Origin of the sequence: Coleofasciculus sp. FACHB-542, assembly GCF_014695825.1 — a bacterium.
Lineage (GTDB): Bacteria > Cyanobacteriota > Cyanobacteriia > Cyanobacteriales > FACHB-T130 > FACHB-T130.
This window is the reverse complement of the sequence record NZ_JACJPB010000047.1, coordinates 1-13,425: the sequence shown is the minus strand read 5'-3', so window position 1 is coordinate 13,425 and position 13,425 is coordinate 1. Positions and strand designations below refer to the sequence as shown.

Here is a 13,425-nt window from a genome sequence, read left to right as displayed (position 1 = left end):
TTCAGCGTCCTACCGAATGGGAACCAGCCGGACACTGGATTTCCCCAGATATATCCTTAGGAGGCGTTGGCATTGCAGGTGGCGTGGATGAGGGTTTATCTGTTTCGCAAATTACTGTTCTTGTAATATTTTCACCATTATTTGTGACAACAAATACAGCACCCGTGTAGCTATTAAGTTCGGGGCGCTTGGCTTTGGCAGTGTGCATCACCCTTTGAGTGCCATTACCTTGAGGCACAATTTGGTAATTATAACTCTCTGTCTCTGGCTTAATCCCAATCCCTAGCTGCTCGATTGTTGTACTAAATTTATTATTTTCCAAGTAATAAGCTTGTTGGGAACGATTCATCGCCCCAATGTACATTTTCCCTTCAGATTGTTTTGCCTTGGTTGCTTGATTGTTAAAGGCTTCCTGAATATCAACTATTTTAGTATTGGGAGGTAAAGTGGATGAGTCAGAAAGCTTTTGAACCGGGATTTCATAAGCAACCGGAGGCTCAGAAGATGTTTCCGGCGGGAGGAGGAATAATTTACCCTCTGGCGTCAATACAAATTTTACCGCCTGACTGGATGATGGATTGTTGACTTGCCATTGTCCTACCCATCGATCTGTCCCTAAATTGGCATTAGCAGCGCTGGGAGAAGAAGAATCTGAAGGTGTATTGGTTGAATTACATCCATAGATAGCGAGTAACCCAAGCAATCCGCTAAGCATTCGGAAACCAGGGTGTTGGCTGCGTTGCTTGAATACGGTTATGTTCACGTTATCAGTTGCTAACAGGAGATTAACAGGATCTTACCAGTGCCGCCAGGTAGAATAACGCTACGACGCTAACATTCAACGGTAAGCCAATCGCTCAATGAAAAATACGCACTTTTCTCGGAGGCATCTGTTAGATAATGATGCGATCGCTGCCTGGATTTTTCTGACCCCTGCCTTAATTCTATTAGGGCTTTTTCTCCTATGGCCTATCGCTTATTTGTTTTACCTCAGTTTTACCACGGGTAGCTTTACCTCTGCGGGTGTGCGCTTAGTGGGATTGAGAAACTACTGGCGTCTCATGCTGAGTCCTGACTTTTGGCAAGTTCTCGGTAACACCGCTTATTTCACCATTGCCACGGTGATTCCCAGTTTGGTAATTCCTTTGGGTTTAGCAGTGCTATTAAATCGTGCCTTTGCCCTGCGAGGAATCCTGCGAACTGCCTATTTTATCCCCTCAATCGTTAGTCTTGTGGCAGCTGGTTTGGGGTTTCGCTGGTTGTTTCAAACCGAAGGGCCAGTTAACGCATTTCTAAATGCTATCGGAATTGAACCGATTTCCTGGCTGGGTAGCACGTTTTGGGCGATGCCAGTGCTGATTTTGTTAAGCATTTGGAAGCAATTGGGTTTCAATATGGTCGTGTTTTTGGCAGGATTGCAGGCAATTCCTCCCAGCCGGTATGAAGCGGCAGAACTAGATGGTGCCAATTCCTGGCAGCAATTTTGGTACATTACCCTGCCAGGATTGCGTCCAACTCTCATCTTTGCCACTGTCACGACGGCTATTTTTACCCTGCGGAGTTTCGAGCAAGTTTACGTCATCACCGGCGGTGGGCCATTAAACTCGACTAATTTGCTGGTTTACTACATCTACGACCAAGCGTTTGCCCAATTTGATTTTGGTTATGCCGCAGCGGCGGCAACTGTGCTGTTAGCAGTAACGCTGGTGTTAGTGTATTTTCAGCTAAAAACTTGGGGAGAAGAAGCTTAGGAATTGTGTTTATTGTCTACATCAAGTTAGCCATTTCCGATGAGGTAAGTTTGTCTAAGTTTGTTGAGCAAGGCTATAGCAATCCAATGTGAAATTTATCTTTGTTGTTTTTAACGAACCGCAGAGGACGCAGAGGGCGCAGAGAGAAGAGAAGAAGAGAGAAAGAATGGTGTTGCGAGTGAAATTAGGATTGCTATAGGTATGCTCAAGGGGTTGAATTCATTGTGTTAGAGAACTTCTACCCAAAAATCAGCGGTAACAATCTTACCGTTGCGGTTAAACTGACCCCAGAGTTTATATTTTCCTGGTTCGGGAAATTTGGTATGGAAAAGAACCTGACCTTCAGGAGTATCTTTCATGGCATGGGCGTGAATGTAATCTGCGGCTGTTAAGCTTGGTGACTGTCGGAGAATGACTAAATGACCTTTTTCTCCTAAGTACGGTTGCAAGTCTTTGACGGGTTGAGTGTTAGAAGCGTCTCGCAGATCAAACGTTAAGGTAACATCTTTACCTGCTTTGAGGGTTGACTCAGAAAATACAAGATTCGCTTTTGTATTTCCGAAAGTTTTAAACCGATTTAGATCGATTGCTGGCGCAGATAAAATTTTACCAGGAATCTGTGTTTTTACTGCCGAGACTTGTTCCTTTTGACCGGCTGGTTTGTAGTCATTCAAAAGAGTGTAATTACCCGGTTGAGGAAAACTTGCCTCGACTTCAAAACGCCCATTCTGCTTGTATGTGGGATGAAGATGGCTGAAAAACTGGAGATCGTCACTGACAACAATCAAGTGCATCAGTTTTTCTTGAAAAGTGTCAAACTTAGCGATCGCTTTCCCGGATTTGTCTTGAATATCAATCGCTAAAGAAACGGGTTTGTTTGGGGTAATCGTTCCTTGAATCGTCAGCTTCGCCTGCGCTGCCTCAGTTTCAGGCATCGATTCGTGCGCCGATTCGTGCTTCGATCCGTGCCCCATATGATGTCCCTCATGAGGGTCGGTTCCAGCCGTGTGATGCCCCTTATGGGAGTCATTCCTAGTGTTTGTCGAGGTCGCTTGCATCGTTCCATCCTTCATTTTCATCGTATGAGTGACTGCGCCTGTAGCGATCGCGCTTCCTGCCACTAAACCAACCAAACCCAAAAGCATTGACTTATTTTTCATTATTTTACTCCTCTTGATTTGCCGTTCCGGCTGCTTTTACTTCCAAGACACCTCTAGCCATATTCATTCCACAGGTAAAGGGATATTCGCCTGGGGTTTTTGGTGTGAATTCCACAGGTGTCATCCGATTCAAATCCAAATCTTTAGCAATGTGAAAATCCGGTAAAATGATTTTTTCCAGACAAATACTGGGGTCTTTTCTGAAAAAATTGAGCCGCACAGGTTGCCCTGCTTTCACGATGACTCGATTTGGATCGTAACCGCCATCTACTTGGATAGTCAGTTCCTGAATTCCTTGATTTGCTGTCGCTTGTTGAGCTTGAGTTTTACTCACCAGAAACCACCAAAGTTCTAACCCAATTAAAGCCAACCCGCCTAAAGTAAGACCCAGTTTTAGCTCAAAAGGTTGCTTAATTTGACGAAATTGGTTTGTGGGCATTGGTGCCTCGGCTGAAGCGGCTTTTGCGGGTGTTCCTGAGAAAACCGAGAGCAAAATCCACAAACCTAGAAAATTACTCAACAAATTTTTTTGAGTTACCATATTTCCTCCTTTTCTATGTAGTTAGAAATTTACTCGCGGCTGAAAATTCCGCAAGCGCAAAGCGTTACTGACAACAGAAGCCGAACTGAATGCCATCGCTGCCCCCGCAATCATTGGGTTCAGTAACCAACCAAAAATCGGGAATAAAATACCAGCAGCGATTGGAATTCCAGCGACGTTGTAAATAAAAGCAAAGAAGAGATTTTGGCGAATATTCTGCATCGTGGCGCGACTTAATTGAATCGCAGTAACAATACCTTGCAAGTCGCCAGAAATGAGAGTGATGTCGCTAGCAGCGATCGCGACATCGGTTCCAGTGCCAATCGCGATTCCCACGTCTGCTTGTGCCAGTGCTGGGGCGTCATTGATGCCATCACCTACCATTGCCACCACTTTACCTTCGGCTTGCAGTTCCTGGACTTTAGCGGCTTTTTGGTCGGGACGGACTTCCGCAAACACTCGCGTGATGCCAACTTCTTGCGCGATCGCATCTGCTGTTTTGCGATTATCCCCGGTTAGCATCACCACTTCTAAACCCATGCGGCGTAGCGATCGCACAACGCCTGCTGAAGAGGGTTTGAGGGCATCGGCAATGCCAATTAATCCCTGCATTTCGCCATCTACCGCAATCCAAACGGCAGTTTTTCCGGCAGATTCCCAAGCAACTTTTTGTCCTTGCAAAGGTAGCGTTTCAATCCCTAATTCATCCATCCAACGCTGAGTACCGATTTGCACCAGTCGGTCGGATACAATTCCTTGAACGCCACTACCCGCGATCGCTTCAAAATTTTTCGCTTCCGGCAATGGAAACTGCACTTCCTGAGATTGGGCATACCTTACAACCGCTTCAGCCAAAGGATGTTCTGAATTGCGTTCAACTGCTGCCGCTAACTTTAATAGCTTTATCTCATTGCTGTGGACAGTTCCTACCATCGTGATGTAGTCGGTAACGGTGGGTTTTCCCTGAGTTAGAGTCCCCGTTTTATCCAACACAATCGTTTGAATTTTATGCGCCACTTCCAGACTGTCAGCACCTTTAATTAAGATGCCATTTTCTGCACCTTTTCCGGTTCCCACCATCACAGAAGTCGGCGTTGCTAAACCCAAAGCACAGGGACAAGCAATAATTAACACTCCCACCATTGTCATCAGGGCCATTGTGAGATTGCCCATCACGTCGAACCAGATAATAAAAGTAGCGATCGCGATCGCAATCACCACTGGCACAAACCACCCGGTTACTTGATCCGCCAATCGCTGAATGGGGGCTTTGGCACCTTGCGCTTGTTGCACTAGTCGGACAATTTGAGCCAAAACGGTATCTCGTCCAACTCTCGTCGCCCGAAACTGAAAACTGCCAGTTTTATTAATCGTCGCCCCAATCACTTCATTCCCCGCCTGTTTCTTCACAGGCAAGCTTTCACCCGTCACCATCGCTTCATCGACACTAGACGTACCTTCTACCACTTCCCCATCCACGGGGATTTGTTCGCCAGGACGCACTAAAACCACATCGCCAACTTGGACAGCTTCAACCGGAACATCGATTTCCTGTCCATTGCGGATTAAACGCGCCGTTTTCGCTTGCAAACCCATCAATTTGCGAATCGCCTCCGACGTTTGCCCCTTGGCGCGAGTTTCTAAAAACCGTCCTAGCAGAATTAAAGTAATGACAACCGCCGCTGTTTCGTAATAGACATCTGTAATTCCCTCCAAAAATCCTGGAAATACAGTCACAAACAGCGAGTAGAAATACGCCGCACCTGTACCCAGCGCAATCAGCGTATTCATATCAGCCGCGTGACGCTTCAAAGCTTTCCACGCACCTGTAAAAAAGGATCGACCGCACCAAAATAAAACTGGCGTTGTCAACACTAGCTGCACCCAAGAATTATGCAACCATGCCGGAATTAAGGGGAGGTGCAATCCAGTCATTGCCGGAATTGACCCCACCACCAGCACAATACTAATCGCTGCGCCGAATACCACTTTCCGCGCCAAATCTTGCCGTTCCTGACGGCGGGTGGCTGCTTCGGTATCATCTTCTTTGCTTCCGAATTCTCGAACTGGCGCGGCTGTATATCCGGCGTCGGTGACAGCCTGCTGAATTTCCTCTAAACTCGTTTGCTGAGGCTCGTACTTAACAGTCGCCTGTTCCATGCCGAAGTTAACGTTACACTCGCTGACGCCTGGAACATTGCGAATCGCTTTTTCTATCGCACCAGCGCAAGCCGCACAACTCATTCCTTGTAACTTCAGAGAATGTGTTTCCATAACTTTCTCTAACTCGATGATTTTAGGTTAATCTCTCTAGTTAACTGGAGAGTCAAGGGGGTTAGAGAAAAAATCTTGTGTGCCATATTGGTTCTGAAAAGCGCGATCACGTATGCATCGATAATTCCGCTTCTCGCTACCCCACCACCCCCATCTGTTTAGAAGAAGGCACTCATGCGCGACCAGCTAATTGCAGAATTAAAGCTTTGCATAGAGCCATTGTTACCTGGTTATCTAGCAATTTTTGATTTGGCTGATACGAAGCGGCGCAACCTTTACTTAGGTCACGAAGAAGTAGATAAAGATATTTTAGGATTCGATACTTTGTTAAAAGCTCATCTCGGTAAAGCTTTCAAACGAATTGGGGGCGAGCGCTGGGTTGCTTTTGTTACTGAAAATCAACTCAACGTTTTCGATCGCTTAATTTTGGCATACCAAAAAGAAGTCCCTATCTCTGCTGGCTGGGAATGTAGAGCGATCGCTCCTAACAACACCTTAGTTCATATTGAGGAGAAAACCGATGTCTTGATAAGTCGCGCTGTCCGATGTGGCTACTTAAATATCCAAGACATCAATGACGTAGCGGCTAGGGTAAATGATTTATTAGAAAAAATATGGCGTTTACCTGTTAATTCCGCAACTTCACTAGAGCAGGAATTAACATTTAATGAACCAAAATGGAAGTGTATCATTGGCAATTTACCTAGCACTGCGTACTGTGCCTTCTGCAAAGGCACAGAGTTTGAATGGCTAGAAGGTACTGATGACACTGCTTACGGAATTTGTAAGGGTTGTCGCGCCGAAGCGGATTTTGTATACGGCTGAATATCGCACTCTTAAATGGTTTGTGAAGGCGAGATACCCGACTTCTCTCTCGAAGTTTGGGATTTGAAGGGCTGGCTAACTAATCAAAGAAAATCGCCTTATTCGTAGCTATTTGTTGAAATTCGCTTTTCTTCGATAAACTGAAGCCAAAAAGCCGCAGCGATGCCCCAAATTGCATTAAAAAATAATACAAACAGTGGAGTTAAAACTCCCAATTTCAACCCTAGCAGCCCTTGATTCGCTTTCACCGAAAATACAATCAGTAATTGCGCCAGTGTCGGCGCAAGACTATAGACAATTCCTCGCAAGACAATCCCTCGCAACCAAGAGGGGTAACGCAGAAAAGGCAAGACAAAGAGAAATCCCCATAAACCGCCCCAAACGATGCGAGGATACAGCCAATCTGGGGTCAAAGCTGGCGCAATTTTCACCCCCAAGGCAGCAGTGATGCCCAGAACTCCAAACAGCCAAACAGCAAGACTATTTGCCAGTCCTCCCAAAGCGCCAGCGGCGAAGACGAGTGTTAATTTTCTGCTCCACTGCTGCATCCAAATTTCCCCTAACCTTTGCGATAATCTTATCGCTAGGCGACAGGATATCCAGCGTTCGCGATCGCTTCCCTGACTTTGTCTGCTGGCTGTTGTGTTTCCACACTTACGAGCTTGGTTTTGGTATCAGCCTCTACCTTCGCGGTGGGGTCAAGAGTGGCAACTGCCTTAGAAATCGTGTCTACACAGGCAGAACAAGCCATGCTGGGAACTTTCAGTTGTAGTGTCATAGTGTAAATTCAGGATTATTGTTTCAATCGCTATTATGAAATCTCCAGTTAACTGGAGAGTCAAGTAAATGGACATCCAAACTGCTCAATTAATTGTGAATGGCATCGCCGTGGGTTGCATCATTGCGCTAGCGGCGATTGGTCTAACGCTGACTTATGGAATTTTGCGCCTTTCCAACTTTGCTCATGGCGATTTTATGACCTTGGGCGCGTATCTTACCTGGTTAGCGAATATCAGTGGGATAAATATTTGGCTGTCAATGATTCTAGGCGCGGGGGGAACGGTGGCGGCGATGCTACTGAGCGAACAGCTGCTCTGGAAACCAATGCGGGCACGCCGTGCCTCCCCTACCACCCTGATCATCATCTCGATTGGACTTGCCTTGTTTCTCCGCAATGGCATCATTTTCATTTGGGGAGGAGGCAACCAGCGCTACAATTTGCGAATTGCCTCCGCCCTCAACATCTTCGGAGTCAACGTAGCTTATTACCGGATCGTTGTCATGGTTTTAGCCATCCTGGCAATGTTGGCGCTGCACTTCCTGTTGCAGAACACCAAAATCGGGAAGGCAATGAGAGCAGTTGCGGATGATATCGATCTGGCCCGCGTCTCCGGCATTAACGTTGAGCGCGTAGTGATTTGGACTTGGCTAATTACCGGCGTTTTTACGTCTCTGGGAGGAGCCATGTACGGGCTAATTACGGGCATACGCCCCAACATGGGCTGGTTTTTGATTTTGCCGATGTTTGCGTCGGTGATTCTCGGCGGGATTGGCAACCCTTACGGCGCGATCGCGGGTGCGTTGGTCATTGGTATCGCCCAAGAAGTCAGCGTCCCCTTCCTGGGGTCTGAATACAAGCAGGGTGTTGCCCTCTTGATCATGGTCTTAATTCTGCTTGTCCGTCCCCAAGGCTTGTTCAAGGGCACCCTTTAAAAGGATGAAGGATGAAGGATGAAGGATGAATCAACAGGCTATCCATCCTTCTCCCTTCCGCCTTCATCGTTGTCATTCGCCCTAACCTCAAAACTGTAGATTCAGTTTTCTTAGAGATGGATTACGGGTTGATGATGTGGAAATAAATCGCTGCAACCAGGAAGTTACCAGCTAAGAGGATCAGCGAAACGATAGTGCGGAAAGGATAGGGAGGCTTACTCGTTTGGGTAAGAGAACCTTTTGGTTTCTTGGCTTGTGCAGTCATAAGCATTTGCTCCTAATTTTGGACTTTATCAAGAAATACCAAAGAGCTGTCACAATTAGCACGGCTCGATAGAAATATTTTCATTTACCGCAGTCTTCCTGAAAGCAGCGTAGACCTTGATAGGCGCTTTTCCGATGCACGATCAATAGAAAAATTCTTTTTTCCTCCCGTGGTTTCTTGACTTTAAACACTCTCTCCCGCGTGGTAGGAACTGCGGACGAGGGGACCGGAACGGACGTGAGCAAAGCCCATTTTCCGCGCGATCGCTCCCAGATGCTCAAATTCTTCTGGCGTCCAGTATTTTTGGACTGGTAGATGTTCTAGGGAAGGGCGCATATACTGACCGAGGGTAATGCGATCGCATCCAGCATTCCGCAAATCGGTCATCGCCTCAATCACTTCGGCTTCAGTTTCTCCGTGTCCCAGCATCAAGCCGGATTTCGTGGCAATCGTGGAGTCAAGTTCTTTCACAATCCGGAGAACATCAAGCGATCGTTCATACTGTGCCCCCCGTCGCACCCGTCCTTGCAGACGCTCCACCGTCTCAATATTGTGGTTATAACAAACGGGTGACGCTGCAACCACCGTTGCGACTCGTTGCCGCTGTTTCTCCACCGCATCCTTACCCCCCCAAAAATCTGGCGTCAACACCTCAATCAGCGTTTCCGAGTTCATCTGTCTTATCGCTGCCATCGTCGCCGCAAACCAACTCGCCCCCCCATCCGGCAAATCATCTCTCGCCACCGAAGTCAGCACCACGTAGTGCAAAGAAAGCAACTGCACCGCCTGAGCCACCTTTTGCGGTTCTTCCGGATCTAATGGCATCGGTGCGTGCCCTTTCTCCACTTGACAAAAAGCACAGGCACGGGTGCAAGTTTGCCCCATCAGCAGAAACGTTGCTGTCTTTTGGGTATAACACTCTCCCCGGTTCGGACAGCGCCCCTCTTCGCAAATCGTGTGAATTTGCCGCTGCTTAATAATTCGCTGCACCGTCGAAATGTCGCTAGCTTTCCCGATGGAGCGTCGCAACCAAGGCGGTAGCGCCTCAATTTCTGACCTCCACGCTTGTACATCAGGCTGAATTTGTCGAGCATTCGTTTCGATAGGCAAATTCATGTTTTTTTCTGGGCTACCAGCTCAATGAGCATCCGTATAATACAGAACTTACGCAGCCAAACTCCTAAACTCAAGAGCTTACAACAATTTCCATAGCAACTCTCTATTGGATGCAGTACGGTTTAACCCCACCTCAGCCCCTCTCTGTTCACGGATTTGAGTTTAATATTTCCCCTCTCTGTTCGCGGATTTGGTTCAATATTCTCCCCTCTCCGTGAAGGTTGAGGCGCTGGGGGTGAGGTTCGGATCGAGTGAGAACCACTATCTCGCCTGCTTTCCTGCGCCTTTGTCTATATAGCCAGTACAGGATAGCCAGTACAGGCACAACCCAAAAAAGCCCCTACGTTGTCGGGCAATGCGTGAGTCCTATGATACAAATCTTAAATCATTCGACTCTAACTCTGATTCTGCTTCTGCCTTAGTTTTTTTCCCTTTCAGGTCAGACCGGATTAATCTAGAATTAGGCACGCTGCTAGCTTTTTGGCTTTATGTTTTTGTATGTCAAGACGATCGAAGAGTGAGGATATCAGGCAAGCCATTGTGTTGCTGTATACCACGCACTCATGAGAATCCCCATTACGGCGCTAGCGTTGGTTTACCGTAATCGGGTATAGAAATCATAGTTCTGTAGCGCAGACACACTTGTACTACACATTCCAAATTATCCTGATTGGTATGAACGCGAGGCAGTTTTCTGCTAGCCGCTCATCTTGCTGAAATTAGCGGCAAGGCAGCAGTCGGCTCAAATCAACTTTAGTTTTTCTTTAAATTACCCCTAAGGAGTCAGTCGTGGCAGGTCACAAAATTCTGGTGATTGATGACAGTCGAGTGATCAGAAATACAGTACGAGATATGTTACCACCGGGTAACTTTGAAATTTTAGAAGCAAAAGACGGTCTGGAAGGCATGAATCTGATCTACCAGTCACACCCGAACTTGATTATGTTAGATTTTCTCTTGCCCAAAATGAGCGGGTGGGAGGTGTTTCAGCAGATTCAAAGTAAGCCCGAACTTCAGTCAATTCCTCTCGTTTTAATGTCTGGTCGGAAAGAAGAGGTGACAGAGAAAATCTCAGAACCTTTTGAATATTTTGAATTCATACCCAAGCCCTTTGACCAGAAGCAACTGATTGCCGCTATCAAGACAGCAATGGCAAAAGCAAGAAACCGCCCGGTGGTAGTACCATCAGCACCGCAGCCAGCCGTCGCTAAGGATACAGTCCCACCAGATTCAGGGGTTGCGTCAGCAGACATTCAGCAGTTAAATGCCAAGATTGCCAAGATGCAAGCTGAGATTGACGCCTTGAAGAAACAGGTGGCTCCAATGGCAGCGATACCTAGTGAGGTTGATGGCTTGAAAAAACAGCTAGCTCAAATTGTGACATTCATTAAACAAAAGCTGAAGTAATCGCTAGCATTTATAGAATACACCTCAGCATTTAGATCCTGTCCCCATTCAATCTTCCAGCTCATCTGACTCGTAATCGGGGCGTTCTTACGGTTGAGTTCCTTGTTTCATGGAATGTCCTCAGTCACCACTCCTAGGAGTTAGTTATGCCAAGTAACAAGATCCTGGTTATCGATGACAGCAGCACCAGTCGGAGTCTAGTCCGCAAGCTATTGCCCCAGAGTAACTTTGAAGTTCTCGAAGCAAAAGACTCTCAAGAAGGACTGAATTTAATCCGAAAAGAACGCCCCAATTTAATCGTGCTGGATTTCCTGTCATCTCAGCCTAGTAGTTGGGAAGTCTTTCAACAAATTCAAGTCTCTCCGGAACTCCAAAAGATTCCTTTAGTGGTGACATCAGGACGTAAAGAAGAAGTTACACACAAAATTCCAGAACCGTTTGAGTATTTTGAATTTGTTGCCAAGCCGTTGGAGCAGAAGACGCTGATTCAGGCGATGAAATCAGCAATGGCTAAGGCGAAACTGCCTCGTCGGCAAGCGGCTGCGGCTGGTGCCCAAACAGCACCAGCCGCTAAAGGAACCCCAACGGCTCCCGACGTTCAGAAAGCGGGAGCAACTCAAAAAATCCTAATTGTTGATGATGCTAAAGTAATTCGGGCTTCATTGCCAGAAATGTTGCCTCCGGGCAACTTTCAAGTTTTAGAAGCAAAAGATGGGGAAGAGGGACTTAATCTCATCCGTCAAGAGCATCCGAATGTCATTATTTTGGATTGGATTCTGCCTCGCATGAGCGGTTGGGAGGTTTTTGGGCAACTTCAAGCTTCGCCCGAACTCCAGATGATTCCTTTAGTGGTCATCTCTGGGCGGAAAGCGGAAGTGATGGAGAAACTTTCAGAACCGTTTGAGTATTTTGAATTTCTAGAGAAGCCCTTCAATGAGAAGCACTTAAATCAGGCAATCCAGTCGGCGATCGCTAAAGCCAAATTGCCACGCCCACAAGCTGGAACACCTTCTGCTCAGACAACCGCAGCCGTTGCTGACTCTACAGATGCATCTGCTGAAATTAAGGCATTAAATGAAAAAATGGCGGCAATGCAGGCTGAAATTAAGGGATTGAAGGAACAAGTCGCTGAAATTCCGGCACTGAAAAAACAATTGGCTCAGATGATGGCTTTCGTTAAGCAAAAGTTGAGTTAGAAGCCCTATTTAAGTGACTAGAATACCCAGATTATCTACTGGCTGCTAATGACTCATTGCTAATCTCCCTCTTGTGTCATTTTGAGAGAATTCGATGAATTTACGGTATTACAGCCCGCGAGAAATCAAGCTTTCACCCCAGTTTGACAGAAGAGGGATCTAGCAATTCTAGGGTTCTACTCGCTTAATCCAACTCTCTGCGCCCTTCTAAGGCTCGTGCTAGTGTCACCTCATCGGCATACTCTAAATCACCGCCCATCGGTAAACCAAAAGCAATCCGCGTCACCTTGGTAAACGGCTTTAGTAATTGACCGACGTACAGGGTGGTTGTCTCACCCTCCACACTAGGACTAATTGCCAAAATCACTTCTTTAATTTTTTGCTGGCTGACTCGCCGCACCAGCGGTTGAATATTTAGTTGGTCGGGGCCAATTCCATCCATCGGTGAAATGATGCCCCCCAAGACGTGATACTTGCCGCTATATTCGCGAGTTTTTTCCAGCGCAATCACATCACGGGAATCTTCCACCACACAGAGCGTGCTGTTGTCGCGGTTAGAGTTACGGCAAATATCGCAGACAGGTTCAGCCGAGAGGTGAAAGCACACCTGACATAAACCCACTTGCTTTTTCGCCTCAACTAAAGCTTGAGCCAGTGTTTCTACTTCTTCGGGCGATCGCTTAATAATATGCAGTGCCAGACGTTGTGCAGTTTTCGGGCCAACTCCTGGCAACCGTTGCAGTTGCTCGATGAGACGAGCTAAGGGACGTGTGTAAACCGTTGTCCTATCTCCAATCTGTATGCTTCCATATTTATCCTAAACCCCCGATAGATTGGATTGATACAATCTGGCTCTATCTGTGGTTCCCAATAAAAAAGCGCCCCCTTGCGGGAGGCGCTTTTGATGTAGAGACGCGATATATCTTGTCTCTAGCGATTAACCATTGATGCTGGGAGCCATCAGAGCCACTGGAGTAGACTCACCGGCTGCCAAGTCGAGGGGGAAGTTGTGAGCGTTGCGCTCGTGCATTACTTCCATACCCAGGTTGGCGCGGTTGATGACATCTGCCCAAGTGTTGATCACCCGACCTTGGCTGTCAATCACTGACTGGTTGAAGTTGAAACCATTCAGGTTGAATGCCATCGTGCTGATTCCCAAAGAGGTGAACCAGATGCC

At 47.0% G+C, this 13,425-nt stretch carries 14 protein-coding genes and 2 pseudogenes; 6 read left to right on the top strand and 10 right to left on the bottom strand.

Going from position 1 to position 13,425, the window contains the following annotated elements; all coding sequences use genetic code 11:
- Position 1: 1 nt before the first annotated feature.
- Positions 2–763 (bottom strand): type IV pilin-like G/H family protein, encoded by a 762-nt coding sequence (locus tag H6F52_RS26195; protein WP_190536365.1) that lies wholly within the window; start codon positions 761–763, stop codon positions 2–4.
- A 97-nt stretch (positions 764–860) separates the two neighbouring features.
- On the opposite strand from H6F52_RS26195, the gene H6F52_RS18540 reads away from it, so the two are divergent.
- Positions 861–1,751, top strand: coding sequence for a sugar ABC transporter permease (locus H6F52_RS18540; RefSeq protein WP_190536364.1), 891 nt, complete (start codon positions 861–863; stop codon positions 1,749–1,751).
- Positions 1,752–1,978: 227 nt separating this feature from the next.
- Here H6F52_RS18540 and H6F52_RS18535 read toward each other — a convergent pair whose 3' ends face one another.
- From H6F52_RS18535 to H6F52_RS18525, 3 genes are read right to left on the bottom strand one after another with little or no spacing between them, the layout of a single operon-like run.
- Positions 1,979–2,911 (bottom strand): hypothetical protein, encoded by a 933-nt coding sequence (locus H6F52_RS18535; protein ID WP_190536363.1) that lies wholly within the window; start codon positions 2,909–2,911, stop codon positions 1,979–1,981.
- Positions 2,912–2,915: 4 nt separating this feature from the next.
- Entirely contained in the window at positions 2,916–3,452 is a 537-nt protein-coding gene (locus H6F52_RS18530) for a cupredoxin domain-containing protein (protein ID WP_190536362.1), read from the bottom strand.
- Between the two features lie 21 nt (positions 3,453–3,473).
- Positions 3,474–5,726, bottom strand: a complete 2,253-nt coding sequence (locus H6F52_RS18525) for a heavy metal translocating P-type ATPase (RefSeq protein WP_190536361.1) — start codon at positions 5,724–5,726, stop codon at positions 3,474–3,476.
- Between the two features lie 174 nt (positions 5,727–5,900).
- On the opposite strand from H6F52_RS18525, the gene H6F52_RS18520 reads away from it, so the two are divergent.
- Positions 5,901–6,551, top strand: a complete 651-nt coding sequence (locus H6F52_RS18520) for a hypothetical protein (RefSeq protein WP_190536360.1) — start codon at positions 5,901–5,903, stop codon at positions 6,549–6,551.
- A gap of 98 nt (positions 6,552–6,649) precedes the next feature.
- On the opposite strand, the gene H6F52_RS18515 is transcribed toward H6F52_RS18520, so the two are convergent.
- Together H6F52_RS18515 and H6F52_RS18510 are read right to left on the bottom strand one after the other, a co-directional pair.
- Positions 6,650–7,099 (bottom strand): hypothetical protein, encoded by a 450-nt coding sequence (locus tag H6F52_RS18515; protein ID WP_190411223.1) that lies wholly within the window; start codon positions 7,097–7,099, stop codon positions 6,650–6,652.
- A gap of 35 nt (positions 7,100–7,134) precedes the next feature.
- The gene (locus tag H6F52_RS18510; RefSeq protein ID WP_190411224.1) at positions 7,135–7,329 is read right to left on the bottom strand and encodes a heavy-metal-associated domain-containing protein; all 195 of its coding nucleotides are present in this window, start codon (positions 7,327–7,329) and stop codon (positions 7,135–7,137) included.
- Between the two features lie 68 nt (positions 7,330–7,397).
- On the opposite strand from H6F52_RS18510, the gene H6F52_RS18505 reads away from it, so the two are divergent.
- Complete coding sequence (locus H6F52_RS18505) at positions 7,398–8,264, top strand: branched-chain amino acid ABC transporter permease (protein ID WP_190536359.1); 867 nt, start codon at positions 7,398–7,400, stop codon at positions 8,262–8,264.
- A gap of 121 nt (positions 8,265–8,385) precedes the next feature.
- Here H6F52_RS18505 and H6F52_RS18500 read toward each other — a convergent pair whose 3' ends face one another.
- Both H6F52_RS18500 and lipA read right to left on the bottom strand, forming a co-directional pair.
- Complete coding sequence (locus H6F52_RS18500; RefSeq protein ID WP_190411226.1) at positions 8,386–8,529, bottom strand: photosystem I protein PsaX; 144 nt, start codon at positions 8,527–8,529, stop codon at positions 8,386–8,388.
- Positions 8,530–8,712: 183 nt separating this feature from the next.
- On the bottom strand, positions 8,713–9,645 hold the full coding sequence (lipA, locus tag H6F52_RS18495; protein ID WP_190536358.1) for a lipoyl synthase: 933 nt from the start codon (positions 9,643–9,645) through the stop codon (positions 8,713–8,715).
- A 789-nt stretch (positions 9,646–10,434) separates the two neighbouring features.
- Between lipA and H6F52_RS18490 the strand changes: the two genes are divergently transcribed.
- From H6F52_RS18490 to H6F52_RS18485, 3 genes and pseudogenes are all read left to right on the top strand, one after another.
- Positions 10,435–11,052, top strand: coding sequence for a response regulator (locus H6F52_RS18490; protein WP_190411228.1), 618 nt, complete (start codon positions 10,435–10,437; stop codon positions 11,050–11,052).
- A gap of 146 nt (positions 11,053–11,198) precedes the next feature.
- Positions 11,199–11,537 (top strand): annotated as a pseudogene (locus H6F52_RS25840) (response regulator); the annotation flags it as partial.
- Between the two features lie 138 nt (positions 11,538–11,675).
- Entirely contained in the window at positions 11,676–12,248 is a 573-nt protein-coding gene (locus tag H6F52_RS18485; RefSeq protein ID WP_347276231.1) for a response regulator, read from the top strand.
- A 184-nt stretch (positions 12,249–12,432) separates the two neighbouring features.
- Here H6F52_RS18485 and recR read toward each other — a convergent pair whose 3' ends face one another.
- Both recR and H6F52_RS18475 read right to left on the bottom strand, forming a co-directional pair.
- Complete coding sequence (gene recR, locus H6F52_RS18480) at positions 12,433–13,044, bottom strand: recombination mediator RecR (protein ID WP_190411240.1); 612 nt, start codon at positions 13,042–13,044, stop codon at positions 12,433–12,435.
- 141 nt (positions 13,045–13,185) lie between these two features.
- Positions 13,186–13,425, bottom strand: a pseudogene (locus H6F52_RS18475) (photosystem II q(b) protein); the annotation flags it as partial.